Annotated in this window: 23 protein-coding genes, 1 pseudogene and 2 riboswitches; of the genes and pseudogenes, 11 read left to right on the plus strand and 13 right to left on the minus strand. The window is 67.5% G+C overall.

Features of this window, described 5'->3' with window-relative positions; genetic code table 11:
* Nucleotides 1-6 precede the first annotated feature (6 nt).
* A complete protein-coding gene (yihA, locus tag HNO88_RS18360) occupies nt 7-645 on the plus strand; it encodes a ribosome biogenesis GTP-binding protein YihA/YsxC (protein WP_184249106.1) in 639 nt (212 codons plus the stop codon).
* Nucleotides 646-648: 3 nt separating this feature from the next.
* Here yihA and HNO88_RS18365 read toward each other — a convergent pair whose 3' ends face one another.
* From HNO88_RS18365 to HNO88_RS18380, 4 genes are all read right to left on the minus strand, one after another.
* Entirely contained in the window at nt 649-1,200 is a 552-nt protein-coding gene (locus tag HNO88_RS18365; protein WP_184249109.1) for a hypothetical protein, read from the minus strand.
* 40 nt (nt 1,201-1,240) lie between these two features.
* Entirely contained in the window at nt 1,241-1,762 is a 522-nt protein-coding gene (locus HNO88_RS18370; protein WP_184249112.1) for a hypothetical protein, read from the minus strand.
* 195 nt (nt 1,763-1,957) lie between these two features.
* Nucleotides 1,958-2,737, minus strand: a complete 780-nt coding sequence (locus HNO88_RS18375) for an esterase/lipase family protein (protein ID WP_376768787.1) — start codon at nt 2,735-2,737, stop codon at nt 1,958-1,960.
* A 122-nt stretch (nt 2,738-2,859) separates the two neighbouring features.
* Nucleotides 2,860-3,012, minus strand: a complete 153-nt coding sequence (locus HNO88_RS18380) for a hypothetical protein (protein WP_184249116.1) — start codon at nt 3,010-3,012, stop codon at nt 2,860-2,862.
* A 189-nt stretch (nt 3,013-3,201) separates the two neighbouring features.
* On the opposite strand from HNO88_RS18380, the gene uvrB reads away from it, so the two are divergent.
* From uvrB to HNO88_RS18395, 3 genes are all read left to right on the plus strand, one after another.
* Entirely contained in the window at nt 3,202-5,388 is a 2,187-nt protein-coding gene (uvrB, locus tag HNO88_RS18385; protein WP_184249119.1) for an excinuclease ABC subunit UvrB, read from the plus strand.
* A gap of 197 nt (nt 5,389-5,585) precedes the next feature.
* Nucleotides 5,586-5,843, plus strand: a complete 258-nt coding sequence (locus HNO88_RS18390; RefSeq protein WP_184249123.1) for a type II toxin-antitoxin system HicA family toxin — start codon at nt 5,586-5,588, stop codon at nt 5,841-5,843.
* Nucleotides 5,840-6,061: a type II toxin-antitoxin system HicB family antitoxin gene (locus HNO88_RS18395; protein WP_184249127.1), complete on the plus strand. Its 222-nt coding sequence runs from the start codon at nt 5,840-5,842 to the stop codon at nt 6,059-6,061. Before HNO88_RS18390 ends, HNO88_RS18395 begins: the two co-directional genes overlap by 4 nt.
* A 13-nt stretch (nt 6,062-6,074) precedes the next feature.
* Here the strand turns inward: HNO88_RS18395 and HNO88_RS18400 are convergent, their stop codons facing one another.
* From HNO88_RS18400 to HNO88_RS18410, 3 genes are read right to left on the minus strand one after another with little or no spacing between them, the layout of a single operon-like run.
* Nucleotides 6,075-7,454, minus strand: a complete 1,380-nt coding sequence (locus tag HNO88_RS18400) for an efflux transporter outer membrane subunit (RefSeq protein ID WP_184249130.1) — start codon at nt 7,452-7,454, stop codon at nt 6,075-6,077.
* On the minus strand, nt 7,451-8,596 hold the full coding sequence (locus HNO88_RS18405; protein WP_184249133.1) for an HlyD family secretion protein: 1,146 nt from the start codon (nt 8,594-8,596) through the stop codon (nt 7,451-7,453). The genes HNO88_RS18400 and HNO88_RS18405 overlap by 4 nt, the downstream gene beginning before the upstream one ends.
* Entirely contained in the window at nt 8,596-10,290 is a 1,695-nt protein-coding gene (locus HNO88_RS18410) for an MFS transporter (protein ID WP_184249136.1), read from the minus strand. The genes HNO88_RS18405 and HNO88_RS18410 overlap by 1 nt, the downstream gene beginning before the upstream one ends.
* A gap of 409 nt (nt 10,291-10,699) precedes the next feature.
* Here HNO88_RS18410 and HNO88_RS18415 point away from each other — a divergent pair, with 409 nt between their 5' ends.
* Nucleotides 10,700-11,788 carry an SPL family radical SAM protein gene (locus tag HNO88_RS18415; RefSeq protein WP_184249138.1) on the plus strand — a complete coding sequence of 363 codons (1,089 nt, stop codon included), beginning with the start codon at nt 10,700-10,702 and terminating at the stop codon, nt 11,786-11,788.
* Nucleotides 11,789-11,810: 22 nt separating this feature from the next.
* Here the strand turns inward: HNO88_RS18415 and HNO88_RS18420 are convergent, their stop codons facing one another.
* From HNO88_RS18420 to HNO88_RS18430, 3 genes are all read right to left on the minus strand, one after another.
* Nucleotides 11,811-12,281 carry a GreA/GreB family elongation factor gene (locus tag HNO88_RS18420; protein ID WP_184249140.1) on the minus strand — a complete coding sequence of 157 codons (471 nt, stop codon included), beginning with the start codon at nt 12,279-12,281 and terminating at the stop codon, nt 11,811-11,813.
* Between the two features lie 374 nt (nt 12,282-12,655).
* Nucleotides 12,656-14,068 (minus strand): sensor histidine kinase, encoded by a 1,413-nt coding sequence (locus HNO88_RS18425; RefSeq protein ID WP_184249143.1) that lies wholly within the window; start codon nt 14,066-14,068, stop codon nt 12,656-12,658.
* Complete coding sequence (locus HNO88_RS18430) at nt 14,058-14,723, minus strand: response regulator (protein ID WP_184249146.1); 666 nt, start codon at nt 14,721-14,723, stop codon at nt 14,058-14,060. The genes HNO88_RS18425 and HNO88_RS18430 overlap by 11 nt, the downstream gene beginning before the upstream one ends.
* A gap of 103 nt (nt 14,724-14,826) precedes the next feature.
* Between HNO88_RS18430 and HNO88_RS18435 the strand changes: the two genes are divergently transcribed.
* The 5 genes from HNO88_RS18435 to HNO88_RS18455 are packed head-to-tail and all read left to right on the plus strand — an operon-like array spanning nt 14,827 to nt 20,511.
* On the plus strand, nt 14,827-15,900 hold the full coding sequence (locus HNO88_RS18435) for an ABC transporter substrate-binding protein (protein WP_184249149.1): 1,074 nt from the start codon (nt 14,827-14,829) through the stop codon (nt 15,898-15,900).
* The gene (locus tag HNO88_RS18440; RefSeq protein ID WP_184249153.1) at nt 15,897-17,390 is read left to right on the plus strand and encodes an OprO/OprP family phosphate-selective porin; all 1,494 of its coding nucleotides are present in this window, start codon (nt 15,897-15,899) and stop codon (nt 17,388-17,390) included. The genes HNO88_RS18435 and HNO88_RS18440 overlap by 4 nt, the downstream gene beginning before the upstream one ends.
* Before the next feature lie 37 nt (nt 17,391-17,427).
* Nucleotides 17,428-18,729: a CitMHS family transporter gene (locus HNO88_RS18445; protein WP_184249156.1), complete on the plus strand. Its 1,302-nt coding sequence runs from the start codon at nt 17,428-17,430 to the stop codon at nt 18,727-18,729.
* A 4-nt stretch (nt 18,730-18,733) separates the two neighbouring features.
* Entirely contained in the window at nt 18,734-19,807 is a 1,074-nt protein-coding gene (locus tag HNO88_RS18450) for an AbrB family protein (RefSeq protein ID WP_184249159.1), read from the plus strand.
* Complete coding sequence (locus HNO88_RS18455) at nt 19,804-20,511, plus strand: alpha/beta fold hydrolase (RefSeq protein WP_184249162.1); 708 nt, start codon at nt 19,804-19,806, stop codon at nt 20,509-20,511. Before HNO88_RS18450 ends, HNO88_RS18455 begins: the two co-directional genes overlap by 4 nt.
* Nucleotides 20,512-20,613: 102 nt before the next feature.
* Here HNO88_RS18455 and HNO88_RS22890 read toward each other — a convergent pair whose 3' ends face one another.
* Entirely contained in the window at nt 20,614-22,887 is a 2,274-nt protein-coding gene (locus HNO88_RS22890; protein ID WP_221420096.1) for a molybdopterin-containing oxidoreductase family protein, read from the minus strand.
* Nucleotides 22,884-24,917 carry a molybdopterin-containing oxidoreductase family protein gene (locus HNO88_RS18465; protein ID WP_184249165.1) on the minus strand — a complete coding sequence of 678 codons (2,034 nt, stop codon included), beginning with the start codon at nt 24,915-24,917 and terminating at the stop codon, nt 22,884-22,886. The genes HNO88_RS22890 and HNO88_RS18465 overlap by 4 nt, the downstream gene beginning before the upstream one ends.
* Nucleotides 24,918-25,152: 235 nt before the next feature.
* A riboswitch (cobalamin riboswitch) is annotated at nt 25,153-25,393 on the minus strand.
* Between the two features lie 125 nt (nt 25,394-25,518).
* Nucleotides 25,519-25,753: riboswitch (cobalamin riboswitch) on the plus strand.
* A gap of 201 nt (nt 25,754-25,954) precedes the next feature.
* Here HNO88_RS18465 and cobO point away from each other — a divergent pair.
* The gene (gene cobO / locus HNO88_RS18470; RefSeq protein ID WP_184249168.1) at nt 25,955-26,563 is read left to right on the plus strand and encodes a cob(I)yrinic acid a,c-diamide adenosyltransferase; all 609 of its coding nucleotides are present in this window, start codon (nt 25,955-25,957) and stop codon (nt 26,561-26,563) included.
* A 13-nt stretch (nt 26,564-26,576) separates the two neighbouring features.
* On the opposite strand, the pseudogene HNO88_RS18475 reads toward cobO, so the two are convergent.
* A pseudogene (locus tag HNO88_RS18475) lies at nt 26,577-26,672 on the minus strand (IS5/IS1182 family transposase); the annotation flags it as partial.

Below are 26,672 nucleotides of genomic sequence, written 5' to 3' on the forward strand. Positions count from 1 at the left end.
TCATTCATGACCGACGAAACCGAACACCTCGAACGCGCCCGCAAGCTGTTTGCCGGTCCGGTCGAGTTCCTGCTCAGCGCCCCGCAGCTCAAGTTCCTGCCCGAGCCGGAGAGCCCGGAGATCGCGCTATGCGGTCGCTCGAACGTGGGCAAGTCCTCGCTGCTGAACGCGCTGACCAACCGCAAGGCGATCGCGCGCACTTCAGTGACGCCGGGCCGCACGCAAGAGCTGAACTTCTTTGACGTGGGCGAGCCGCGTGTGTTCCGGCTGGTCGACATGCCCGGCTATGGCTTCGCCAAGGCCCCGACCGCGGTAGTCGAGCAGTGGCGCCGCCTGGTGCGCGACTATTTGCGCGGGCGCGTGGTGCTGAAGCGCACGCTGCTGCTGGTCGACGCGCGCCACGGCGTGAAGTCGGTCGATGCCGAGATGATGGAGATGCTTGACCAGGCCGCGGTCGGCTATCGCATCGTCCTCACCAAGGCGGACAAGATCAAGGCCAGCGAGCTCGAAGAGGTCACCGCGCGCACGCAGGTCGAGGCGCGTAAGCACTCGGCCGCGTTCCCGATGGTGCATGTCACCTCCTCGGAAAAGGGCCTGGGGATCGCCGAACTGCGCGCTGCGGTGCTCAGCGATATCGATACCTGAGCGTCAGGGAAGCACGTTCTTCAGGTCGGCGCTCTCGATGTGCCAGCGCAACTCCGCCGGAGTCGCGCCGTCGACATCGTTGACCCGCCGCAGCACGACATCGCCCTGCAGCAGATAGGCGCGTCCCCGCAGGTCGACTCCGCTTATAGTGGCGGGCGCGGTGTAGTAGCTTGAACCCGCCGCCCCCTCCATCTCGCCAGGCCCTGTCGTGACGCGGATCGTGCGATAGCGACGCCACCAGCGGGCGAAGGCGTCGCGGGCCGCTGGCGGGTGGCTGAACTGGACCCAGGCCCGCCCGAAATCGTGGGTTTCCAGCGCCTGCGCCCACGTTGCCAGGATCGCCTGCGCACCCACCACCCCCTTCTGGGTCGATGCGATCGGTGCGGACCGTTGACGTGGGGCGGGCTGTGTCGACCGGACCGCCACGGGTTCCGGCATGGGTGCGGGCGAGACTTGCGCCTCGCCGGGCAACTCGCCCGCATTGGTGGTTGCCGAACTGCCGCAGCCGGCAAGCACCAGGCCGGCGAGGATCACTGGGATCGTCCGCTTGTGCATCGCTACCATCTCGTGGACCGGCCCGACTGTTCGCAGCGCCTCAGTATGCCGAGGCACGCGCCTGCGAGGCATTGTGCCCGCCGTTGCGGTAGAGCACCTGCCGCACCTGCTCGGAGTCCGCGCCGGTGTCCTCGACCGTGACGACCACCGCGCCGTTCTTCAGGCGATCGTTGTAGTAGCCCGCATCCTCTTCGCTGACGCCGTGCTTGGTGAGCGTCTCGTTGAGCGTGCCGCCGATCGCGCCGATCAGGGCGCCGAGGCCGACCGCTTCGGGAACCGCCGAGGCCGCGATCGCGCCCGCGGCAGCCAGCGGGCCGACACCCGGAATGGCAAGCGCCGCGACGCCGAGGCCCGCGCCCAGAGCGCCGCCGCCGAGGATACCGCGCAGGACGTTGCGGTGGTGCTCATCGGTGATCTCGCCATCGCCGGAGCGCGCGGTGGTAGTGCCACCATGGTGCGCGATGACCGAGAGGTCGGTGTCGTTGATGCCCAGCCCACGCAGCTCGGAAACGGCGCGTTCGGCCTCGGCATGGGTGTCGAAGATCGCGGATGCCTTGGTCATGGATCGTCTCCCTTATCGTTCGGCTGGAGCAGCCGAGGCTTTTAACCGGGAGGCGAGTCCGATCGTTCCGGGAGATGAGGCGGACCGTTGGTATGTGCGACGAAACGTTTGGGTAAGCGCGAGAAACGCTGGGACAGTGCGAGCCACGAAACGCCCCTTATCGGGTCCGGAACGAACCGCTCCTGCGCGGCAGCGTCAGACCCGATCGAGCTGCCGCACGATCTCCGCGCTGACTTCGGGCGCGGAGGCGAACCCCAGATGGGTGCAGCGCAGCGCCACCGCCTGGTCGCGCTCATCCGGCCAGCCGGCCGCGGAGCGTGGGTGCACGACGCCGTCGCGCGGGCTCCACAAGGCGATGGTCGGCACCGGTGGCTTGCCGCGCAGCTCGCACTCGACCGGCGGCGCATCCACGGAGTGCCCGGTGATCACCTGATAGGCGCGCCAGGCATTGTTGGCGCGCAGGCTGCCCGAAAACGGCGTCCCCATGGTGATGACGCAGGACACGGAATCGGGCTGCCGCCGCGCGATCTCGCGCGCGAACAGGCCGCCGAGACTCCAGCCGACCAGCGCGACAGGCGCCTGGTGCTGGCGCGCCAGCATGCCGACGCGGCGCATGAGGAAGGCGAAGTTCTGCTCGGACGGGCCCAAGTTGAAGCCCAGGCCCCATTCGTGCACCTCGTGCCCTGCGGCGCGCAGCGCATCGGCAAGCGGCCGCATGCGCGCAGGGTGCGCGCCGAAGCCGGGCAGAAGCATGACGGGCTGCGGTCGCAGAGCCAGGGCGGGTTGACTCGTTCCCCTGCGCCCAGCTCCGCGCCGCAGCGATGCCAGTTCGCCCCACAGGAAGCGCAACGGCGGTGCGCGCACGCCTTCGGGTCGCGGCTCGCGCGCCAAGGCCGAACGCCGCGCGATTTCCCCGCGCGCACGGACCGCCCGCTCGCCTGCCAGTCTCCAGAAATCGTTCGCGGTTATCGCCACTTGCCTGCCTGCTCACCGTCGGTACATGCCAACCGCCAGCCAACGCCGAGCGGGGATCGAAGGTTTCCGCTATCGCATGGCGTGAGCAACGTCACCTGAACCAGACGAGTGTAATCAAACTGTCATCCAAGTGTGGGCGCGGCGCCCAAAGGCTCTTTTGCCGCCAGGTAGTAGCCGTCGAACCGCACCTTGGGATCCTTGCACATGCCGCAACCGGCCAACGCCATAGCGGCGGCGACCGGGAACAGCAGGCAGGTACGACGCACGGCGATCATGACGGTTCCTTCCCTTTGCGCGACCCGTGCATGACGTGCGATCCCGGCGCCTCCCTCTTGTTCCTGGGAAGGTCGTCGCGATCGAATAGGTGATAGCCTGTCGCCGGCACCGCGTGAATGGAAGATGACTGCCGAGGCGATGCCGCGGCCACATTGCAGCCGCCGTCCACATACCCCATATGTTCCGCCATGTCAGAACTCGTCATTCGCCGCGGTCTCGAAGAACCGGATACCTCTGGCAACTTCGTGCCGCACAAGCCGCAGCGGCCCGAGAAGTCGCTGCCGGGCAAGCGGTTCGTCATCCAGTCGGACTACGAACCCGCGGGCGACCAGCCGACGGCGATCGCCGATCTCGTCGCCGCGGCGCTAGAAGGCGAGAAAACGCAGACGCTGCTGGGCGTCACCGGCTCGGGCAAGACCTTCACCATGGCCAAGGTGATCGAGGAACTGCAGCGCCCTGCCCTGATCCTGGCGCCCAACAAGATCCTGGCCGCGCAGCTCTATGCCGAGTTCCGCGACTTCTTCCCGGACAATGCGGTCGAGTACTTCGTCTCGTACTACGACTATTACCAGCCCGAAGCCTACGTGCCGCGGTCGGACACCTACATCGAGAAGGAAAGCTCGGTGAACGAGGCGATCGACCGCATGCGCCACTCGGCGACGCGGGCTTTGCTGGAACGGGACGACGTCATCATCGTCGCCTCCGTTTCGTGCCTCTACGGCATCGGCTCGGTCGAGACCTACTCGGCGATGATCTTCGACCTCAAGAAAGGCGGCACTGCCGACCAGAGCGAGACGATCCGCAAGCTGGTGGCGCTGCAGTACAAGCGCAACGACGTCGCCTTCGCGCGCGGTAACTTCCGCGTGCGGGGCGACAGCCTGGAGATCTTCCCCTCGCACCTGGAGGACACCGCCTGGCGCATCAGCTTCTTCGGAGACGAGATCGAGGACATCGCCGAGTTCGATCCGCTGACAGGCAAGAAGGGCCAGAGCCTGAGCTCCGTGCGCGTCTATGCCAACTCGCACTACGTCACGCCCGGGCCGACGATGAAGCAGGCGGCTGACGCCATCCAGTTCGAGCTGACCGAGCGACTGAAGGAGCTGGAGGCCGAAGGCCGCCTGCTTGAGGCGCAACGTTTGGAGCAGCGCACCAACTTCGATCTGGAGATGATCGCCGCCACCGGATCGTGCAACGGCATCGAGAACTACAGCCGCTTCCTCACCGGCCGCCTGCCGGGCGAGCCGCCGCCGACGCTGTTCGAGTACCTGCCCGACAACGCCCTGCTGTTCGTGGACGAGAGCCACCAGACCGTGCCGCAAGTCGGCGCGATGGCCAGGGGCGACCACCGGCGCAAGATCACGCTGGCCGAGTACGGCTTCCGGCTGCCCAGCTGTATCGACAACCGCCCCCTGCGGTTCAACGAATGGGACGCGATGCGCCCGCAGACAATCGCCGTTTCGGCCACGCCCGGCGGCTGGGAGATCGAGCAATCGGGCGGCGTCTTCGCCGAGCAGGTGATCCGCCCGACCGGCCTGATCGATCCACCGGTGGAGATCCGTCCGGTCGAGGACCAGGTGCAGGACTGCATCGAGGAGTGCAAGAAGACCGCGAAGGAAGGCTTCCGCACGCTCGTCACCACCCTGACCAAGCGCATGGCCGAGGACCTGACCGAGTTCATGCACGAGCAGGGCGTGCGCGTGCGCTACATGCACTCCGACGTCGAGACGCTGGAGCGTATCGAGCTGATCCGCGACCTGCGCCTCGGCGTCTACGACGTGCTGATCGGCATCAACCTGCTGCGCGAAGGTCTCGACATCCCCGAATGCGGCCTGGTCTGCATCCTCGATGCCGACAAGGAAGGCTTCCTGCGCTCCGAAACCTCGCTGATCCAGACCATCGGCCGCGCCGCGCGCAACGTGGAAGGCCGCGTGATCCTATACGCCGACCGCATGACCGGCTCCATGGAGCGCGCGATCGCCGAGACCGACCGCCGCCGCGCCCGGCAGCAGGAGTTCAACGAGGCCAACGGCATCACCCCGCAGACGATCAAGCGCCGCATCGCCGACATCGTCGCCGACACCGCCAGCCGCGACGGCGTGCTCATCGACATCGATGCGGAAGGCCAGAACAACTTGGTCGGCCACAACCTGCGCGGCTACATCGAGGAACTCGAAAAGAAGATGCGCGCCGCCGCCGCCGACCTCGAGTTCGAGGAAGCCGGCCGCCTGCGCGACGAGATCCGCAAGCTGGAAGGCGAGGAGCTGGGCCTGCCCGACAAGGACAAGAAGGCGCCGCTTGTTGGTCGGAGCAACGAGGGCAAGCCGGGCACCCGCAAGATGCGATACGGCAAGACGCAACGGAAGTTCGGGAAGTGAGTACTCAGCTGTGGAAAAAAGTTCCGGCACCCTCACCCAAATGGCACAACCGTTCAGACGTTCGGAACTCCTCGGAAGCCTAAGAACGTATTAAGAGGTTAAGGGGCGTCACGGATCGGGAGATCCAGCCGTTTGCCGCAGTTTGACATAGCAACTCCGGTCCAGTTTGATCGCGTCATATCCCTTCGCGAGGCAACATGGTCAGACCCGCCAAACTTTATGAGCTGCTTTTACAATCGACTTCTCGATCAGTAGCCTTCCGAGACTTTATTGCTTTGATCGAGGCTTTCGGCTTTGAGGAGGCGCGACAACGCGGCAGTCATCGCTGCTTTGCACACCCCGATTGCACCAAGCTCCTCGTCGTTCAACCGAAGGGTGCTGACGCAAAACGCTATCAGGTTCGGGAATTACTCGATATGATCGAGGAGTTCGGACTGACACTGAAGGACCGATGAGCCACCACTATCACATAAATGTATTCTGGGCCGCAGATGACGGGTGCTGGATTGCCGATGTTCCCGACCTGAAGCCCTGCTCGGCGCATGGTGACACCGCAGCAGAGGCAGTCGCGGAAGCGGAGGTTGCGGTAGCCTTGTGGCTTGAGATCGCCGCAGAGCGGGGCCTGCCGATCCCCGAAGCGCGATACCGGCCCGCGATCTACGCTGCAGCCTGACCTTGTCCTAACCTCACCGCTCCAGCGCTTCCCCACTCCACCCGCCACCCAGCGCACGATAGAGCGTCACCCTTGCCGTGAGCGCATCGGCGCGGGTCTGCACCAGCGCCAGCTCGGCGGCGAGCAGCCCGCGCTGGGCGTCGAGTTCTTCCAGAAAGGGCGAATAGCCCGCACGATAGCGGTTGCGGGCGAGGCGGTAGCTTTCGGCGAGCGCAGCGCGCTGGGCGGTGCCAATGCGCAACTGGGCATCGGCGCTGATGACGCCGGCGAGTGCGTCGTCCACTTCGCGAAAAGCTGTCAGCGCGGTGCGGCGGTAGCTCTCGGCCGCCTGATCGCGCTGAGCGGCAGCGCCCTCCACGCCCGCGCGCAGCCGGCCGCCTTGGAACAGGGGCGCGAGCACGCTGCCGCCGATCGACCAGATCGTGACCGGATCGTCCAGCAAGGACGAGATTGCCGCGCCCGCAGCGCCGGTCAGCCGCACTGTCGGCAGGAAGCGCTTGCGCGCGGCGGATAGCGACCGATCGGCGGCGACCAGCGTCTGCTCCGCCTGCGCCACGTCGGGGCGACGGGCGAGGAGCTGCGACGGCAGCCCTTCGGGAATCGGAGCGGTGACCAGGGTGCTCAGCGAGGCGCCGCGATCGACCGGCCCCGGCAAGTCACCGGTCAGAAGCCGCAACGCATTCTCCTGGCGCGTGATCGCCTCTCGCGCCGCCGGCACCAGCTTGGCGGCGGCCTGATAATCGGCCTCGGCCTGCTCCAGTTCCAGCTTGGGTGAGTACCCTTCTTCCACACGCCGACGAATCAGGCGCAAGGAGTCGGTACGTGCCTCCAGGGTCTCACGCGTAACGGTCAAACGTGCGTCGAGCGCCAGCAGCGTCAGGTACCCGCTGGCCGCCGTGGAGGCGATCGATAGGCGCACGGCATCGCGCGCGGCCTGGCTGGCGATCCACTGCGCACGCGCCGCGGCCCGGCCATCGGCCAGGCGACCGAATGCGTCGATTTCCCAGGCAGCTTGAAATTGTGGCTGTGCGCCGGTCGCCTCGGTGGGCAGGCCGAACGCATTGACGGAGCGCGCCTGGCTGACTCCGCCAGACGCCTCCACGGTCGGTAACAAGGCACTGCGTGCGTTCAGCTCGGCCGCGCGCGCTTCCCGCACTCGCCCGATGGCGATAGCGATGTCCGGATTGCGCTCCAGCGCACGCTCGACCACGGCTGCGAGCTGCGGATCGCCGAAGCCGCGCCACCATCGTGCTTCGATCGGAGCCTCGGCCGCAATCCGGGTGCGCCAGTCCGCCGGTGGAGTGACCGGCTCCACTTCCGCCGTCTGCACCCGTGGCCCGGCGCAAGCCGCAGCCAGTAGTGCCAGGCTCAGGCTTGCGAACGCCCGCCTCATCCCCCGGTCGCCACGCGCACTTCGACCGACATGCCCGGCCGCAGGCGCTGCGCCAGGGCCTGATCCGGATCGATGCGGATGCGCACGGCGATGCGTTGCGCCACCTTGACGAAGTTGCCGGTGGCGTTGTCCGCCTTCAGCACCGCGAACTCGGAACCGGCGGCGGGCGCGATATTCTCTATCCGGCCGCGCAGGCGCTGACCGCCGAGCGCGTCGACACGGAACGTCACCGCCTGGCCCAGCCGCATGGTGTGCGTCTGCGCCTCCTTGAAGTTGGCGATGACCCACAGATCGTGCGGTACCAGGAACATCAGCTGCGTGCCCGCCGTGACGTAGGCACCGCGCCGCACGCCCACTTCGGACAAGCGACCGTCGACCGGCGCGCGGATGCGGGTGTTGTCGAGGTCGATCTGCGCCAGCCGCAGCGCCGCGCGGGCGTTCTCGACTCCTGCCTCCAGCCCGCCGCGACCGACGACGACCGAGCGCACGTCCTGCTCGCCCACGCCCTGCTGCGCCTGCGCCTGGCGCACAGCGGCCTGCGCCGCCAGCAGCGCGGCGCGGGTCTGATCGAACTCGCGCGCGGAGATCGAGCCGTCGGACACCAGCGCCTGGGCGCGGCGCATGTCGGCCTCGGCCCGGACCTCCTGCGCCCGCGCGCTCGCCACCCCGGCCGCCCGACCGGCCAGGGCGGCCTGGCGCGAACGCTCGGACTGCTGCGAGTTCGCCAGCGAAGCCAGCTGCGCCGCGACGTTCGCCTTGGCCTGGGCGACCCGCGCGGCGTAGATCCGGTCATCGATCGTGGCGAGGATCTGGCCTTGCCGAACCTGCTGGAAGTCCTGCACCGGTACGCTGGTGATGTATCCGTTCACCTGCGGACTGATCACCGTGACTCTGCCGCGCACATAGGCATTGTCGGTTTCCTGCGCCCACCCGGCAAAAGGCGGCAATTGCCAGGCGTAGAGGATCGCCAGCACCGCGGCGATGCCGATGACGACGATGGCGACGATCGTCAGGGGGCCCTTCGCAGGCGGACGCCAGCCATGGTGCTGGACCTCGGGCGGCAACTGCTCGGCCACCGGCGCGGCTTGCTCGGCCCGCTCTGGCCCGGGTGCGGGTCGCTCGGATTGCTTGGTCTGGTCCATCATGTCTCCGCGGCCGCCCGTGTACCTTGCGCGCGCTGCTGCAATTCGAGGACCGGCGACAGCTCGTGCCTGCGCCGGATCGCCGATCTGATCGACAGGCTCCACACGAAGGTCAAGGTGGCAAGTACGCCGATCAGCAGGAACACGTCGTTGTAGGCCAGGATGTTCGCCTCACGCGCAACGGTGCGGGCGAGCAGCGCGGCCCCTTCGGCACTGGTCAGCGTCGGATCGCCGATCACGCTCGCCACGCTGGCGCCGGTGCCCCGCACCCGCGCGGCGACTTGCGGATCGGTGAGGACGATCGATTGCACCAGCTCGTGCGAATGGAACTTCTCGCGCGCGATCTGGAAAGTGCCGAGCAGGGCGCTGCCGAGGAGGCCGCCCAGGCTCTGGCTGAGCCCGAACAGCACGATGAAGCTGACGAAGTGCTTGGGCCCTGCGAGCAGCGTGCGCGAGATGCCGATCACCATGGCATGCGCCAGGAACAGCAGCGAGGCGAACCCGATCAGCGCCTGGCTGAGATAGAGGTTGGCCGGGCGCGTGAGGTTGGTGGTGTTGGCGTCCATGAAGGAGCCCAGCACGATCAGCAGCACCGCTAGCGGGATGGCGCGGCTGGGATCGGCCGGGTCGAACAGCTTCACCGCCGCGACGATCCCGGCGACGGAGGCTACCACGACGATCAGGTTGAGGCCGATCATCTGGTCGTTGATCATGCCCAGCGTGGTCAGCAGCCCGATCGAGCCGAACGCCTGCTCGGACAGGAGCACGCGGACGGCCACCGCGGTCAGGATCAGCCGCCCCATCTCGCGCGTGCCCAGCCATCGCGTGTGGATCAGCGGGTTTTCTCGCTTGTGTTCCAGCACCAGGGCGGTGCCGATCATGATCACCGAGGCGGCAAGGCTCCAGCCCATCCACGGCCGCTCGGTCCACCATTCGATCCGCCCCTCGGTCAGCACCGCGATCAGCAGCCACAGACCCGGAGCCAGGAGCATGACGGTTATGAAGTCGCCCTTCTCGAAAGCCTCGGTCCGCTCGCTGGGCGGCAGCGGGAGCGACATCACCGCCGCAAGGGTCGCGAGCGCGAGGCCCAGCTCGCACCAGTAGAGCATGTGCCAGTCGCCGCTGACCAACAGCCCCGGCGAGATCGCGCGGGCAAGCGGCGTCGCCAGCTGCGGGATCGAGATGCCCATCATGATCCCCGCGAGACGCTTGGCCGCGGGCATCCCCTGCATGATGTAGAGCAGCGTCAGCGTCGACAGCGCCGAAGCGGCGAACCCGCTGGCCGCCCTCACGGCCAGCGATGACCAGAAGCCGTGCAACGCCAGGTGCAGCACGGTCGTCGCGGCGTAGATCGGCAGCATATAGCGGATGAACGGCTGCAGGCCGAACTGCTGGCGGTACTTGACCAGCAGCAGGTTGGCGGTGGTGTTGGTCATCAGGTAGACCGCGGTCAGCATGGCCGCCTGGTCGCTGTCGAGGCCTAGGGTCCCTTGCGCGAAGTTGAGGTTGACGCTGACCAGCGCATTGCCGAGGCCGCCGGTCAGACCGATCAGGATGCCGATGGCGAAGTAGGCGTAGCGCCGCCAGGTCGGATGCTCGGGATTGGCAGGCGAGCCGGGCATCGTCGGCCGCTCGTGCGGCTTGAACTCGTACTGAGGAACGACGGCCGAGCGCCGGGAAAGCCACCGCGCCACCTCAGCTCTCCACTGCGCCGAACACCGGCACGGGGCGGTGGCTCGGCCCGGATGGCCACGCGTCGAACGGTCGGCAGGTCACGTCTATCATCGTGCGAGGGCGGGCTCGGTGGCGAGGCAATTTCAAGATCACGTTCATCGATTGCCAGAACCGCGCCGTCTTGCACATCGTCGGCAGTACGGCGCCGGCGCCAACCAGGCGAGGCTGGTGCACAACTGCCGCCGGGCAGCGACGTTGCACCGGACTCCTGCCAGGCCTTGCTGCCGGTAACGGACCTTTCTTCCGGATGTTCCCGGGATACCGCGACACAGCCCGCGCGATGCAGGGACGGAAGACCTGGGCAGGCCGCGCGCGATGACATTGCGGGCAAGACGCGAACCACGCCTGCGTCCCACTCGTTCCCCTGCCATGGAAGCGCTGTCCGAACGCACCCGCACGCAAGCGGCCACCTGGCGTCCACGCCGCGTGCTGGCCACGCGCTCGGCCCGCGCCTTTGCGCACGGCCGCGCGATCCTGGAGCGCGCCGCCGCACGAGGCATCGAGATCGTCGAACTGCCGGGCGATCGGCTGAACCTCGCCTTCCCTGACGATCCCCGCCGCGCCTATGCCGAAGCGAAGTCGACGCTCGCCGTGGTCGTAGCACCGCCTTCCAAGCGCCGCCTGCAGCCGATCGCACCCAGCGCCGATTGGCGCGTCGACCTTGCCGAAGGATGCCCGGCCCATTGCAGCTACTGCTATCTCGCCGGATCGCTGAAGGGACCGCCGATCACGCGCGTCTACGCCAACCTCGACGAGATCCTCGGCGTGACGCCCGACTATCTCGGCCAGGGCACCATCACTTCGCGCAATGCCGCCCGCAGCAGCGAAGGAACGACGTTCGAGGCGTCGTGCTACACCGACCCACTGGCGCTGGAGGCGCTGACCGGCTCGCTCTCGGCCGCGATCGCATGGTTCGGTCGCTGGAACGCCGAGGCGCAGCTGCGCTTCACCAGCAAGTTCGCCGATGTCGAGCCGCTGCTCGGCCTGCGGCACAATGGGCGCACCCGCATGCGCGCCTCTGTGAACCCGCGTGCCTACGCCCGCTTCGAAGGCGGCACCGCACCCGTCGCGCAACGGCTGCAAGCCCTGCGCAAGATGGCGATCGCCGGCTATCCCATCGGCCTGACCATCGCCCCGATCATCGCCGCCGAAGGTTGGCAGGACGCCTATGGCGCGCTGCTGGACGATGCAGGCTCGGCCTTGTCTGGCCTGGCCGAACTGGATCTCACGGTCGAGTTGATCACCCATCGCTACAATGCCGGCTCCAAGGCGGTGCTGGACAGCTGGTATCCGGGCTCGTCGCTGGACATGACCGAAACCAACCGCGTCACCAAGCGCACCAAGTTCGGCACCGAAAAGCAAGTCTACGACACCGCCACGATGCGCGCGCTGCGCACGTTCCTGGAGGACCGGATCGCGCAGACACTGCCCACGGCGCGGATCCTCTACTGGACTTAGCGCGCCCTGACGTAGCCTGGGGTCAGCGCTGCGGCGGCAGTTCGATCGCCAGGATCTCGATCGCGTCGGGCCTCCCGGCGAAGGCGACACGCTCGCCCACTTCGGCATCCATGATCGCCCGGCAAAGCGGGGCCGAGAACGCCAGCAGTCCGGCCTGCGGCTCGGCCTCGTCGTCTCCGACGATGCTGATGTCCTGCTCCCGGCCGTTCATCCTGATGCGCACGCGGCATCCGAACGCCACGTGCGTGCCATCGGGCGCCTCGGCAAGCCGGGCAGTGGCCAGCCGGGTTCGCCAGTAGCGCAATTCGCGGCGGAGCTTGGCGACCTGCGCCTCTTCGCCAGAGGAAGGCAGGGCGGCTTCGAATTCGACGACCCTGGCCTCGATCATGGCAAGGCCCCGCGCAGTGACCAGGTTGGGGCCGGGCGGAATGGGGATCTCGAACTTGGGCTCGAGATGCTCGTCATCACTTTCCCGTCGAAATGCAACGCTCATGGATTTGACTCGTATGCGATCAGCTTGGCAGCCACGTAAACCATCTCGATGGTAGCACGACCGTCATGTTTGCCTGGCCATCTATCTGAAGGGATCATGGCCGTGAACCCTGCCATGCCGGTTCCATGTGCCAGCGAACATCGCGCCCCGGCCCGTGTTCCCATAAAGGCACGGTCACGGAGAATGTAGCATGTCTGTTGGGGTCTGGACCCGGGACCTGTCCCATCTGTTAGATGACCGCAAGCAAGCACCCTACTGATCTGCTTCAGCCATCTACGGTGGGACTTCGTGTTCCAGCGCCAGCAGCATCTAATGACCCGACCGGCGAAGGCCTGTAACGGCCTGATATCTAAATCCCGCAGCGGTCCTGAAGGCTACCGTCGCGGCGACGCAGTCGCGCCCGATCGCTTCGGCGTCTCGAATACCAGCTCGGCGCGCAAACCGGGGTGGGTATTGGTGAGCTGCAATTGCGCGCCAAGGCGCTGCGCGGCGGAATGCGCGATCGCCAGCCCCAGGCCACTGCCCTCGGTGATACCCGATGTGGTCAGCCGAACGAAGCGCTCCCCCGCCCGCGCCAGGTCCGCGTCCGACAGGCCGGGGCCGTCATCGGCGACGGCAAGGATGGTGTGTCGATCGCCCGACGTGATGGTGAGCGCGACCATGCGTCCTGTGTGATTGTAGCGAATCGCATTATCGACCAGGTTCGACAGGATCTCGAACAGCAGCGTGCGGTGGCTGGCGATGAGCACGCCCTCCTCGGGCGCGGACAGGGTGATCTCGATGCCGGCATCGATGGCCTGGGCGATGCGGCGGTTGATGACCGCGACCGCCACTTCCCGCAGGTCCACTTCCTCGACCGGGGGCGAGGTACCCGCTTCTTCCGCCCTCGCCAGGGCGAGCAGCTGGGTGACGAGATGCTCGAGCCGATCGGCGACATCGGCGATCTCACCCAAGGCATGCGGATCGCCGCGCCGGGCCAGGGCGACCTGCACCTTGAGCACGGCGAGCGGCGTGCGCATCTGGTGGGAAGCGTCGGCGGTGAAGCGCCGCACACCCGCAGTGGCGCGCTCAAGTCGCGCCAGCAGGTTATCGAATGAGCTGGCGAGCGGGCGCAACTCCACCGGCAGCGGCCCGGGTTTCAGTGGCGACAAGTCCGGCGTGGCATGCGTGTCGCGGGCAGCGACGGCGTCGCGCAGACGGTCGAGAGGCCGCAGGCTCCAGGCAAGCGCGGGTCGGACCAGCAGCACCGCGACGCCGACCAGCACCACCTCGCCGATCAGCAGCGCCAGCACCAGCCGGCGCCACAGGACGTTGCGCCCCTCCAGCGTCTCGGCCACCTGCACCACCACCGGCTGTTCGATCCGCGGCAGGGAGCGGCGCACTTCGGCGATGCGGATGCCCTGTCCACGAAACCTCGCGAAGCGGAAGCGCGGCTCGTCCAGGCTCAGCTCATTGATGCGCGGCGCCGGCAAGTCGGCATAGCCCGTCAACAGTTCGCTGCCGACGGCGATGCGATAGTAGACGTTGTCGCGCTCGGTGTTCTCCAACATGCCGAAAGCGGCGGGCGGCAGGTCCAGCGTCACTTCGCCCCGCTCCACCTGCACCGTTTCCGAGATCGCGCCGAGCGCACCGCCCAGCACGCGGTCGTTGGTGCGGCGCACCACGTCGGCGATCAGCGTCGCCCCAGCGAGGCCGAGCACGATCGCGATCGTCAGCAGGGGCGCTATCAAGGTCGCCAGCAGCCGCGTGCGCAGCGCCAGCGCGCGCTCCGACGGTTCAGCGGCCATCGAGCAGGTAGCCCACTCCGCGCACCGTGCGGATCGCGGGCCCGTCGGGCGCCAGCTTGCCGCGCACCCGGGTGATGTTCACCTCGATCGCATTGGGACCGACCGGCTCGTCGTAGCCGAAGACTTCGGCCTGCAGTGTCTCTCGCGAGACGATCTGACCCGCCCGAGTGGCGAGCGCATCGAGAACGGCCCACTCGCGCCGGCGCAGTTCCAGCGGACGTTCGCCGACCCGCGCCTCGCCAGTGGAACGGTTTAGCACCAGCGCGCCCACCGTCAGCTCCGGCGTGGGATCGCCACCGCGGCGCCGGCCAAGGGCGCGGATGCGGGCCTCCAGCTCCTCAGGCGCGAAGGGCTTGCGCAAGTAGTCGTCGGCACCCAGGTCCAGCCCGCGCACGCGATCGTCCAGGGCATCGCGCGCCGTCAGCATCAGCACCGCCACCTTCTCGCCGCGCCGGCGAAGCGTGGACAGCACCTCGAAGCCGTCAATCCCGGGCAGGCCGACGTCCAGCACGATCAATCCATACGGCTCGTCCGGCACGACCATCAGTGCGTCCTCGCCGGTGGCGACGTGGTCCACCGCATGACCGGCACCCCGCAGCAAGGCGACGATGCTGCGCGCGAGAGCCGCGTCATCCTCGACGATCAGGATCCGCATGGCATGCCGGGTGCGTGAAAGGTTGATGACAGGTTGGTGCGATAGCCCATGACTGCGAGCTTACCCGATCGCAGAGCCGGGAAGCCAGAGGAGCTTGCAAGAGATGCGTAACCTGATCGTCATGCTGTCGATAGCGGTGCTTGCCGTGCCGGCGGCCGCGCAGCGCCCGTCGGGGTACCCGCGCTTCTACGAAAGCCTGATCGCGACCGCGCGGGCAGAACGGGTCGTGTGCGTCTACGGCAATGCCGATGCCGGCACGATGGCGCCGCTGATCGCCGCCTTTCACCGCACCTTCCCCGGCGTGCAGGTGCAGTACAGCGACCTGGGCTCGACCGCCCTCTATCGCCGCTTCGTCACAGAGAAGCGGGATCGTCGGCCCAGCGCCGACCTCGTCTGGTCGTCCGCGATGGATCTGCAAGCCAAGCTCATCAACGACGGCTACGCGCAGGCATACCAGAGCCCGGAAAAGCCCGCCCTGCCCGCGACCGCGGTGTGGAAGAACATGGGCTATGGCGTTACCGCCGAACCCGTCGCGATAATCTACAACAAGCGGCTCGTCCCCCCTGCCCAGGTGCCGCGCACGCACGAGGCGTTCGAACGCCTGCTGCGTAACCGGCGCGCCGCGCTCACCGGCAAGATCGCCACCTACGATCCGGCCCTCTCCGACGTCGGCTACCAGTATCTGGTCGAGGACTACGCGATCACCCGCGACACGAGATCGTTGCTGCAGGCAATGGCGGCCACGCGCCCGCTGCTGGCGCGCACCACCAAGCCGATGCTCGATGCGGTGGCGCAAGGGCGTGCGGCGATCGCCTACAACGTGGTCGGCCCTTATGCGATCCGGGTTGCCCGCCGCGACGCGCGCGTTGGCGTCGTCTTCCCGCGTGACTACACGATCGTCGCCTCGCGTATCGCCTTCATCGCCCGCGATGCGACACATCCGGCGGCCGCCAAGCTGTTTCTCGATTTTCTGCTGTCTCGCACCGGTCAATCGCTGCTCGCGCGCCAGTGGCTGCTGCCGGTGCGCGGCGACGTCAGCTCGCCCCGTCTGGCTCCCGGCAAGGCCCGACCGATCCGGGTCGGCCCACAGCTTCTCGTTCACCTCGACACCATCAAGCGCCGGCGGTTCCTGGCCGACTGGAGCGCGATCCTTAGCGAAGGGGCCAAGCTGAAATGAAGTTCGTACCCGTCGGCTGCGCGCTGTTCGCGCTCGTGGCCGCAACCCCCGCCCTCGCCCAAGCGCCCAGTGACGACGATCTTGCCGCGCTGGTTCGCGCACAGGCGGCCGAGATCGCGTCGCTCAAGGCGCGTCTGGACAAGCTGGAGGCGCGCGAGGCCCCTGCCGCCGCGCCGGTGCTTGCCGCCGCCGCGCCCAGCAGCCCTCCAGCGGCTCCTGCATCTCCGGGCGGACGCCTCCCGCGCGCGGTTGCCGTCACCACGCCGTACGCACCCCAGATCGTCCCCCCTGGACCGGCCGAACGCGACATCGGCCGCGCGCAGGAGGCCAATACCGCCGGCGTCACCACCGAGTGGGGCGCGGGACTGCCGGTGTTCCACTCCGCCGACGGCAACTTCACCTTCAAGCCGCGCGGCCGCATCCTGGCCGATGTCAGCTCCACCTTCGGCTCGCGCTACGACGATCGCAACCTGACGATCACCGGCATGCGCGCGCTGCGCATGGGCGTGGAGGGCGGCGTCGGCACGCACTTCTTCTACCAGTTCGAAACCGACTTTTCCGAGAACGAAGTGGACATCGTCACCGCCTTCATCGGCTGGCGCGACCGCATCGCGCCCGGCCTCGACTATGACGTGCGCGCCGGCCACTTGTTCAACGACCGCGCCTTCGAAGGCTCTACCGGCTCGGACTCGACGCCGTTCCTGGAGCGCGGCACCGTCTCCACCGCGATCATCCCGCAGCGCGGCTTCTACGGGATCGGCATCATGCCGCGCCTGTTCTGGAAGACCGGCCACGCCTCGCTCACCGTCACCGGCGACCGGGTCGACGGCAACCAGACCACCAGCGACAGCCGCACCGTACTCGCCCGCGCACACTGGAACCCGGTCAAGACCGACCGCGGCGTGCTGCACCTGGGGCTCTGGGGCTTCGACGAGCACTTGTCCGACGCTGCCACCACGCTGACGCGCAACACCGTGATCGGCGGCCGCTTCAACGGCGCGCTGCGCGTGTCGAGCGGCACCCTGACCGGCGGCACCGGCACCACCGGCTACGGCGCCGAGCTTGGCGGATATGTCGGCCCGCTCTGGATCATGGCCGAGGCCGGCCAGCGCCATGCCCGGCTCGACAACGACCGGCCCGACTTCGTCAGCAAGGCCTGGAGCGTGTCGGGCGGGTGGTTCGTCACCGGCGACCTGCCGCCTTACAACCCGCGTCTGGGCAGCTTCGGCCAGCCCACCGTGCTCTCGCCGATCTTCGACGGCGGCCCCGGCGCGATCGAGCTGACCGCGCGCTACGAAAGCCTGGACTACACCGACATTCTCACCGGAGGACAAGGCTGGGCGGCGACCATCGGCGCCAACTGGTACCTCAACAGCTTCACCCGCATCCAGCTGAACGCCATCCACTGGAACACCGACAATCGCGCCGGCGCCTTCGTGGGCTCCGACAACGGCCAGACCGTCAGCACGCGCATCGGCGTGACGTTCTGACCACTGCCACCTGACCACACACACCGGGATACTCGCGATGAACCTCGCTCTCTACGGCTTCCTCATGGTGGCCACCTTCATGACCCTGATCATGACCAAGCGCATGACGCCGCTGGTCGCGCTGATCGTGGTGCCGACCGTCTTCGCACTGATCGCCGGCTTCTCCACGGGGCTTGGCGACATGATGATCGACGGCATCAAGAACCTGGCGCCGACTGGCGTCATGCTGCTGTTCGCGATCCTGTTCTTCTCGATCATGACCGACACCGGCCTGTTCGATCCGCTGGTCAATCGCCTGCTGCGCATCGTTCACGGCGATCCGATGAAGATCCTGATCGGCACCGTCGTGCTCTGCGCGCTGGTCAGCCTCGACGGCGACGGCTCGACGACCTACATCATCACCATCGCCGCGCTGCTGCCGCTCTACAAGCGGTTCGACATGAACCGCCTTTACTTGTGCTGCCTGCTGATGGTCACCAGCGCGGTCATGAACCTGACGCCGTGGGGCGGCCCGACCGCGCGCGCCGCCAGTGCCCTCAAGCTCGATCCGGCGGAGGTGTTCCTGCCGCTGATCCCGGGCATGATCGCCGGCATCGCCTTCCTGATCGGCCTCGCCGCCTGGTTCGGCCGCAAGGAGCGTCATCGCCTGGGCCACGTGCCCACCAACGAGCCCACCGCGTTCACCGGCATGGCGGTCTCGCAGTTTCCCGAGGCGCGCCGCCCCAAGCTGCGCTGGATCAATGCACTGCTGACGATCGCGCTGCTGTCGGGCCTGGTGCTGGGCGTGCTGCCCCTTTCCATCCTGATGATGCTTGCCTTCGCGATCGCCATGATCATCAACTACCCGCAAGTCGCCGAGCAGAAGGAGCGCATCGCCGCGCACGCCGGCAACGTGCTGGCGGTCGTCTCGCTGATCTTCGCCGCCGGTATCTTCACCGGCATCCTCTCGGGCTCCGGCATGGTCGAGGCGATGAGCCGCGAGGTCGTCGGCTTCATCCCTCCGGTCCTGGGGCCGTACATGGCGCCGATCACCGCCGCGCTCAGCCTGCCGTTCACGTTCTTCATCTCCAACGACGCGTTCTACTTCGGCATGCTGCCGATCCTGGCGGAAGCCGGCGCGCACTACGGCATCGAGCCGATGGCGATCGCCCGCGCCTCGCTGATGGGCCAGCCGGTCCACATGATGAGCCCGCTGGTGCCCTCGACCTACCTGCTCGTCAGCCTGGCCGGCATCGACCTGGCCGACCACCAGCGCTTCACCCTGATCCCGGCGACGCTGGTCTGCGTGGTGATGACGATCGTGGGCATGCTCGTCCTCGCCTTCCCGCTGGTGGGATGAACGGATGAACGCAGCCCCGACCGAGAGACAAGAGGGCGACAGCGCCCGCATCGTCCTGCGCTTCGCCGCGGCAGTGGCGGTGGGCGCGACCGGCGGCGCGCTGTTCGCGGCCGTGCACGCGCCCCTGCCCTGGGTGCTCGGCTCGATGGCGGTTTGCGCGGTGGCGAGCATCGCCGGGCTTCCCATCGCCGCCGGACCCGCCACCCGTCGGCCGATGGCGGCGGTGATCGGTGTCGTGCTGGGCTGCGCGTTTCATCCGGGCCTTGCCGGACTGGTGCGCGACTGGTGGTTGCCACTCATCATGTTGCCCGTCTTCCTGGCGATCGCGGCGCTGCTGTGCGTCACCTGGTTCCGCCGCGTCGCCGGTTTCGACCCTGCGACCGCCTACTTCGCCGGCATGCCTGGCGGGATCGCCGAGATGGTGCTGATGGGCGGCGAACGCGGCGCCGACGAGCGCACTGTCGGCCTGATCCATGCCGCGCGCATCTTCCTGGTGGTGTTCGCCCTGCCCTTCGTCATCCGCCACTTGCACGCGCCCGCCAGGTCGGCACCCATCGCCGTCACCGCGCCCGAAGCCTGGCCCGATGCCTCGCTGCTGCTGTGGGGTGGCGGCAGCTGGATCCTCGGCCTGGCGCTCGGCCGCGCCTTGCGCCTGCCGGCGTGGCACCTCATGGGGCCGCTTGCGGTCAGCGCCGCGCTGCACTTGTCCGGCCTCACCGACTTTCGCGTGCCCGCCTGGCTGCTCTCGGCCGCGCAAGTGGGGCTTGGCGCCACGATCGGCTGCCGCTTCGCCGGGCTGACGCTCCCGGCCTTTGCCCGCATCCTGGCGCTCGCGGCCGGTTCGACCCTGATCCTCCTGGCGCTGACCTTCGCCTTTGCCGTGACGATCGGCCGGTTGATGGGGCTCGACTTCGCGCTGCTCGCGCTCGCCTACTCGCCAGGCGGCTTGCCGGAGATGAGCATGGTGGCGCTCAGCCTCGCGCTCGAACCCGGCGTCGTTGTCGTTCACCACCTTGCGCGCGTGGTCTTCGTGCTCGTCGCCGCGCCGCTCGCCTTTCGCCCGGAGACCCGACAATGACCCGCAAGCCCGTTCCCCTCGTCCTGCTTCCCGCGATGGGGTGCGACGGCCAGCTCTGGGCGCGCCAGGTGGTCGACCTTGCCGACATCGCTCATCCCGAGCTGGGCGATCTCACCGTCGACGACACGCTCGCCGCCATGGCCGCGCGGGTGCTCGCCCATGCGCCCCCGCGCATCGCGGTGGCAGGAGTGAGCCTGGGCGGCTACGTCGCCCTCGAGATGATCCGCCAGGCGCCAGATCGGATCGAGCGCATCGCCCTGTTCGCCACTCGCGCTTCGATGCAGACCCGGCCGCGGACAGTTGCCGAGCAGGGCACGCTGGCAACCGCTCCGGCATCCGACCCGATGCTCTCGGCCAACATCAGCGGACCGGTGCAGGCCATGGCCGAGCGCGTCGGCGCCGCAGTGTTCGCCCGACAGCAGCGCGCTCTGCTGGCTCGTCCGGACATCGGACCCGCCATCCAGGCTGTCGCCGTGCCCACGGTCGTCGCGGTAGGAGACCGCGATCGCGTGTGCCTGCCCGACGATGCCCGCGCCCTTGCCGATCAGATCCCGCGAGCACGCTTTCAAGTCCTGTCAGGTTGCGGCCACCTTGCGCCGATGGAGCGCCCCGGCGAGGTGACGGCGCTGTTGCGGGCATGGCTCCTCGACAGTCCCTCCCGCCCGGCGAAGCCTTCCTTTCCCCTCCGCAGAGCCCGCAACTGAGCGCACGCGCAGCTGTGACCTGCAGTCGCGTCATCTGGCGAGCGTGCCACCGCCATCGAACCGTCACCAGAACGCGCGAACGATCGGTCTGGCGACCCGACCTCATCCGACCCAGCCGGGCGACACGGAAACGGCGACATTGCTCATCCGCGGTATGCCGGTGATCGGATCGTACTCGTGGTCTGCGGCGATCAGGCGGCCGACGTTGCTGCCGTGGAGCGCGTAGGCGTCATCCTCTTCGACGAGGCCTCCGAAGCAATGATACATGGCCACCACGTGACGCCTCAAGGTTTCGTCCGGTTCGACGATGCCGGGGATGCGGTCGTGGCGCGAGGCGATGGTTATGGCGTCGCCTGATCGCAGGCCGAGATGCGCCATGTCCTCGGGATGCATGAAGAGCGGGTTATACGGTTTTCCCCGCGTGAGCCTGACCCCCGGCAGGGTACGGCCGGCAGAGTTGAGGAACTGGTTGGACCTTCGCGAGATCAGCCGCATGGGATAGTCTTCGCCCGATTGCTCGGAATTGAAATCGAAGCTCCGCACCTCAGCCAGTTCCGCCATCATGGGCACATTGCCGACGTCCAGCCGCTCGGTGCAGCCCGGCTCCTTGCCTGCGACCACCTCGTCCACGTCGAAGACGCGCCCGTGCGGGAAGCCACGCACCTCGTCGAGCGTGAGGCGGCCGCCCGCGCAGATCTTCTCGTAGAGGCCCTCGGTGGTCAGGTCGTCGCTTTGCGCCATGTCGATCACCGTGGGCGGCGCCTCATCATAGCGGCCGAAGCCGTACTTGACGCCCATCGTCAGGTTCAGCCCCAAACGCCTGGCGATGCCATGGTAGAATTGCCACTCCTCGATTAGGTCCGATCCTGCGGGCGGGTCGACCACTCGCGGGCTATATTGCGCATACGGAACCGGGTAGCCGATGCCGATGGTATAGTACTTTAAAGCCTCCACTCGTTGGGTCATGCCGGGCGTCTCGAGCGTCATCTTCGTTGCGATCACGTAATCCGCCAGTCTGGCGGTCAGAGCCATCTCGACATCGACACAGACGAGCAGATCCAGCTTTTCCATCGCCTGCTGCGTGCGGCGCTGGTCGGGCCAGGCGGCCATAGGGTTGGAGCCGTTGCAGATGAGGGCGCGGACCTGCCCTTCCCCCTCCAGCAGGATCTCGTCGGCCAGCGCTGCCGTCGGCAGCCCGCAAGCGGCATCGCCCAGATCGCGCACGCGCAGCCTGGTGCCGTAGCCCCAGCCTTGGAACGGCCCGCTGGCCTGCGCCCGCGCGGTGTAGGCAGGCAGCAGGACATTGGGCCGGTGTACCTTGTCGCCGGCGCGCGGCCAGCGCCCGCAGATGGTGGCGAGGCAAAGCGCCAGGTACTCGGTCAGATTGCCATGCTGCGAGAAGTTGGGACCGGTTCCACAATTCGCCATGCCACCGCGCCGCGTCGCGAACAGGCGCGCGGCAGCGACGATCTGCTCGGGCGGCACCTGCGCGCGGGCTCCCACGTATTCGGGCGTGAACTGCGCGACCTGCCTCGCCAGCGCGTCGAAGCCATCGACATCGCTGGCGATGAACGCGTGATCGACCAGTCCTTCGGCCACGATGACGTGGATCAGGCCGGCCAGGATCGTCGGATCCTCGCCCGGCCGGGGTTGGATGTGGATGGTGGCTCGCTTCGCCGTCTCAGTGCGGCGCGGATCGACGACGATCAGTTTCATGCCGCGCGCCACTTCGTCCTTCAATCTTTGCGCGGGGTTGTTGAAGGGCACGCCGTTGGCTTTTGAGAGGACAGGGTTCAGACCCACCAGCAGCCAGGTATCCGCGCCGCTGAACGGCAGATCGCCAGCGAGCCAGTTGCCGTGCGCGGAGGCGGCGATCTGCTTTCCGGGCGAATCGATCGGGTTCGGGGTGAAGAACATGGGCGATCCGATCGCCTGGAGCAGCGCCGCCGCCATGTTCGCGCCGCCGGGATAGGCCTGGCCGCTCGTCCCCGTGTAGACAGCGATGCTGCGCCCGCCGTGTTCGGCGACGATCCCCCGCAGCCTGTCTGCGATCTCGTCCATCGCCTGCTCGATCGGGATGGGGGCGAACGATCCGTCCAGCTGCCGCTTCTGGCTGTGCAGCAAGCGCGATGGACTGTTGTGCAGTTCAGGCAGCGCACGGCCCTTGGGACACGTATAGCCCTTGAACAAGGGGTTCTCGGGATCGCCTTTGACTTCCACCAACACGCCGCTCTGGACGGTGGCCAGGACACCGCAATGCGCCGGACAGAGCCGGCAGATCGTCGGCACCGTAACGCCGGCCTGCTCGGGCACGACCTGAAGCGCGGGGGCATTCTGCGCTTCCGCGTCTACCGGCCGATCCACATGCCGCGTCACGATGCGAGTGCGATCTCGACGGGAATGGCCGACATCATGACCGGCTGCCCGGTCGCCGGATCGATTTCGCTGCTGACCAGTTCGCACGCGTTCCGGCCAAGCGCGCCATGAGTGAGGTGCAGCGTGCCGCGCAGGAGGCTGTGGTCGATCCGTACGGTGCCGGACAGACTGCCGCGATCGCCCTTCACGGTCACCGCGTCGCCCTGGCTCACGCCTTGGCGAGCGGCATCCTCGGGATGTATTCCGATCGTCGGCAGATCGTTGGCATCGAACCGCTTGTGGCCGTACCTGCCGTAAGCCATGCGATTGTGGTTGTGCAACTCGCGCCCGCTGACAAGACGCAAGCTGTCGGGTCGCTCGACCGGCTTCAGCAAGTCCGGAAGCCGATCGATCAGCGCGTCAGGCGCGATCTGCCACTTGCCACCGGGGAGCACACGGTCGTGGACCCAGCCGTATATCCGGGGCAGGATGATGCCGCGGGGACCGGCGGCGAACAGGTCCTCCGCCGGCTGGCGCCCATTCGCGGCAATGGCCATCAGGACGTCGTCGTCCGTCGATGTATCGGGATCGATACCATCCATCACGCCAAAGCCGAGCCGGCGACCGAGTTCCGCGAACATCCACCAGGTCTTGCGCCGATCTGCGCCAATCGGCACGACTTGCGCGGTGTAGGCCATGTGTTGGGACCACCCGCCGGGCAAGTCGCTGCGCTCCAGCATCGCCGCCGCCGGAAGCACATGCGTCGCGATCTCGGTCAGCTCGTTCGCCATGACGTCGATTACCACGAGCAGTTCGAGCGAGCGCAGCGCCTTGCGGAGCCGCTCGGGTTCCGGAAACGCGGTCAAGGGGCTGCCACCGTTGATGAAGAGCGCCTTGAGGTGCCCGTTCTCGATCTGGTCGACCATCGCGCCGCAGGGCACCTCGCCCAGCCACATGGGCAGGTCCGGCCTGCTGCGTGGCGTCTTGGGCTCCGGAGCGGCTTGCGACACCGAGCGCCGCTCGCGCTTCTCGAGCTGGTCGTACCATCCGACGTTGACCCACATGCCGCCTTCGCGATCCACCGAGCCGGTGATCACCAGGATCACCCAACGCAGCAACTGCGTCAGCAACGCATCGGGCGTGAAGTTCAGGCCGGTTCCCAGAGTGATCACAAGCTTGCCGGCGCGCCGGATCGCGGCGAGAAGGTCGTCGATCTGCGATCCCTCCAGGCCGGTCCGGGTCGCCGCGAGTTCCAGGTCGAACGGTCCCAGGGCGTGGCGCAGAGTGGCGAGATCGGCGGCGGCGACATGATGGTCCAGCTCGCTCTGGTTCGCACCGTCCTTCAACAGTTCACGGCACAGGTAGGCAAGCAGGTGCGCGTCGCTGCCAGGTCGGATGGCCATGTGGTGATCGGCGAAGCGAGCGGTTTCGGTGCGTCGCGGGTCGACCACCCACAATTCGCCGCCGAGCGCCTGATAGTCGCGGATCCAGCGCACCGGATCCGACAGCATCATACCCAGCTGCGCATGCGACACCACCGGGTTGCTGCCGATGGTCACGGCAAGCTTGGGCGCCTGATCGTCGGGGAACCATTCAGGCGTGATCTCGGCGCTTCCGCCGGTGACGATCTGCTGGGCACGCATGCCGGGCGCACAGTCCACCGTCACCGCCGAATAGCGCTGACTGGATCCGAGCTTGCGAAAGAACGTCCCGATGGAGGCGCGACCGGCGGTGTCGTATGCGCCGCCGCTGGCGGTGTAGTATCCGATCGCCTCCGCCCCATCGCGCGCGACGATGGCTTTCATCCGCGAAGCGAGATCGTCCAAGGTCACATCCCAGGCCGAGCGGACGCCATCGACCATCGCGTGGTCGAGCCGCTGCGGATGGTGGTGGAAGGCGCCGACGTTGCGGCCCTTGGGACAGAGGTAGCCGCGCGAGATCGGATGAAGCGGGTCCCCCTTGGCGGCGACGACGGTATCTCCGTCCAGCTCCACTTTCATGCCGCAGAACGCGGGGCAGAGCCGGCATGTCGTCAGGTGTTCCGAAATCATCACGCACTCTCCCGCGTCACCGATTTCCTCGGCCTATCGCTGCACCATCCGCAATTTCGCAACGATGCGAATGGATTGGCGCACTGGAGCATGGAAGCCTGCGCCAGGTCAACGCGCTTCGCCGTAGCCGCGCCGCTCGACCCATCCCCGGCCGCGCATCCCGTGCAGCGCGTTGATGCAAGCAGGGTCATCACGTTCATGCCGAACCGCGGCAGGTCGCAAGTCGCGAAAAGCAGGCACTGGATCATGCACGGCCGGTAGCCTGGCTTGCGGGTCGACGCTCGAAGCGAACCTTCTCAGGCCTCGCAGGTCTCAGCGTCCGGCTTAGTGCCGGCAGGAAATGTCCTGCCACGTGCTTCTCGCTCGCCGCTTGCAGTCGCGGGGGTGGCTGAGGCTTTGGGCTGACAGGCCCTACCCTCATTCCCAGTGCCGACTGGCCTTGCGGACCCGGCAACGCCGTACGGGTACCAGCCAGACGGCGGAGCGCCTCCCGCGTCAAGCGAAATGCCGGGGCGGTCCGACCGCCCGCCGCGCACGTGACGGCTTGCCGCTGCCACTGACGCGGCGTACGAGGCTGGTGTCCGCGTCGGCTTTGGTCGAGGTGGACACAGATCGCGCCGGTGCCTCGCAAGAGGCTTCAATGGGAATGCGGTGAGAGGGTTCGCTCTCGATTCCGCGGCTGTCCCTGCAACTGTAAGCGGCGAGCGCGATGCACACGTCCTGCCGCAAGGAGGACAGCCACTGGGTCGACCGCCTCCATCGAGGCGGCACCTGGGAAGGCGTGCATCAAGCCTTGACCCGCGAGCCAGGAGACCTGCCGGCGTCTGGTCGCTCTTGCCGTGGCCCAGGGGATGGCCAAGGCACGGTGTCTTTCCGTCTGAGCGACGTCATGCATGCGGCCCGGGCCGCATCGGCACGCTTCGCGTCGGGCGCTTGCTTGCGCCCGCCCGCCGCACGTGTGTCGCTCGCCGGCGTGCGCCTTCGCGCCTCCCGGCCGGCCCGGTCCGACTGGTCGGCGGCGCGGCAGGAGAGTGAACATGATCGAACGCACCGAGGAACGCCACACAGAGAAGATGAAGAAGAAGCAAGCCGCGCATGGCAAGATCATGGCCGGCAAGACGGCCGAGAAAGGCCTGCTGATCGTCCACACCGGCAAGGGCAAGGGCAAGACCACCGCGGCTCTGGGCATGGTGGTGCGCGCGATCGGCCATGGCAAGAAGGTGGGCGTTGTCCAGTTCGTGAAAGGCGCGATGACGACCGGCGAGAAGGCGGTGTTCGATGCGTTCCCCGCTCATGTCGAGTTCAAGCCGATGGGCGAAGGCTTTACCTGGGACACTCAGGACCGTGCCCGCGACATCGCGGTGGCGCGGGAGGCATGGGAGGAGGTAAAGCGCATGGTCGCCGATCCCGCCTACGACATGGTGCTGGCCGACGAGCTCAACATCGTGTTGCGCTACGACTACCTGTCGCTCGACGAAGTGCTGCCGGTGCTGACCGGGCGCGCGGCCATGAAGCACGTCATCGTCACCGGCCGCAACGCGCCCGAAGCACTGGTCGCCGCCGCCGATCTCGTCACCGAGATGACGCTGGTCAAGCACCCGTTCCGCGAACAGGGCGTGAAGGCCCAGGCGGGCATCGAGTACTGAGCATGGCGCCGCATTAGGCCACCGACTCATTATGTCGCAGCCAAATCCGTATGGATGCAAGTTGGACTGACGCGAGGAAGTTATCATCTCGCTTGTCGTAGCGGGTGGC

Source organism: Novosphingobium chloroacetimidivorans (assembly GCF_014204535.1).
GTDB classification, from domain to species: domain Bacteria; phylum Pseudomonadota; class Alphaproteobacteria; order Sphingomonadales; family Sphingomonadaceae; genus Novosphingobium; species Novosphingobium chloroacetimidivorans.

What these genes read in the sequence shown, in the direction of transcription:
- HNO88_RS18405 (WP_184249133.1), bottom strand. Translation starts at nt 8,596, where the DNA reads ATGGACCAGACCAAGCAATCCGAGCGACCCGCACCCGGGCCAGAGCGG.
- HNO88_RS18455 (WP_184249162.1), top strand. Translation starts at nt 19,804, where the DNA reads ATGACCCGCAAGCCCGTTCCCCTCGTCCTGCTTCCCGCGATGGGGTGC.
- HNO88_RS18425 (WP_184249143.1), bottom strand. Translation starts at nt 14,068, where the DNA reads ATGGCCGCTGAACCGTCGGAGCGCGCGCTGGCGCTGCGCACGCGGCTG.
- HNO88_RS18415 (WP_184249138.1), top strand. Translation starts at nt 10,700, where the DNA reads ATGGAAGCGCTGTCCGAACGCACCCGCACGCAAGCGGCCACCTGGCGT.
- HNO88_RS18420 (WP_184249140.1), bottom strand. Translation starts at nt 12,281, where the DNA reads ATGAGCGTTGCATTTCGACGGGAAAGTGATGACGAGCATCTCGAGCCC.
- HNO88_RS18390 (WP_184249123.1), top strand. Translation starts at nt 5,586, where the DNA reads ATGGTCAGACCCGCCAAACTTTATGAGCTGCTTTTACAATCGACTTCT.
- HNO88_RS18445 (WP_184249156.1), top strand. Translation starts at nt 17,428, where the DNA reads ATGAACCTCGCTCTCTACGGCTTCCTCATGGTGGCCACCTTCATGACC.
- HNO88_RS18370 (WP_184249112.1), bottom strand. Translation starts at nt 1,762, where the DNA reads ATGACCAAGGCATCCGCGATCTTCGACACCCATGCCGAGGCCGAACGC.
- HNO88_RS18365 (WP_184249109.1), bottom strand. Translation starts at nt 1,200, where the DNA reads ATGCACAAGCGGACGATCCCAGTGATCCTCGCCGGCCTGGTGCTTGCC.
- HNO88_RS18435 (WP_184249149.1), top strand. Translation starts at nt 14,827, where the DNA reads ATGCGTAACCTGATCGTCATGCTGTCGATAGCGGTGCTTGCCGTGCCG.
- uvrB (WP_184249119.1), top strand. Translation starts at nt 3,202, where the DNA reads ATGTCAGAACTCGTCATTCGCCGCGGTCTCGAAGAACCGGATACCTCT.
- HNO88_RS18400 (WP_184249130.1), bottom strand. Translation starts at nt 7,454, where the DNA reads ATGAGGCGGGCGTTCGCAAGCCTGAGCCTGGCACTACTGGCTGCGGCT.
- HNO88_RS18450 (WP_184249159.1), top strand. Translation starts at nt 18,734, where the DNA reads ATGAACGCAGCCCCGACCGAGAGACAAGAGGGCGACAGCGCCCGCATC.
- HNO88_RS18380 (WP_184249116.1), bottom strand. Translation starts at nt 3,012, where the DNA reads ATGATCGCCGTGCGTCGTACCTGCCTGCTGTTCCCGGTCGCCGCCGCT.
- yihA (WP_184249106.1), top strand. Translation starts at nt 7, where the DNA reads ATGACCGACGAAACCGAACACCTCGAACGCGCCCGCAAGCTGTTTGCC.
- cobO (WP_184249168.1), top strand. Translation starts at nt 25,955, where the DNA reads ATGATCGAACGCACCGAGGAACGCCACACAGAGAAGATGAAGAAGAAG.
- HNO88_RS18395 (WP_184249127.1), top strand. Translation starts at nt 5,840, where the DNA reads ATGAGCCACCACTATCACATAAATGTATTCTGGGCCGCAGATGACGGG.
- HNO88_RS18465 (WP_184249165.1), bottom strand. Translation starts at nt 24,917, where the DNA reads ATGATTTCGGAACACCTGACGACATGCCGGCTCTGCCCCGCGTTCTGC.
- HNO88_RS18430 (WP_184249146.1), bottom strand. Translation starts at nt 14,723, where the DNA reads ATGCGGATCCTGATCGTCGAGGATGACGCGGCTCTCGCGCGCAGCATC.
- HNO88_RS18440 (WP_184249153.1), top strand. Translation starts at nt 15,897, where the DNA reads ATGAAGTTCGTACCCGTCGGCTGCGCGCTGTTCGCGCTCGTGGCCGCA.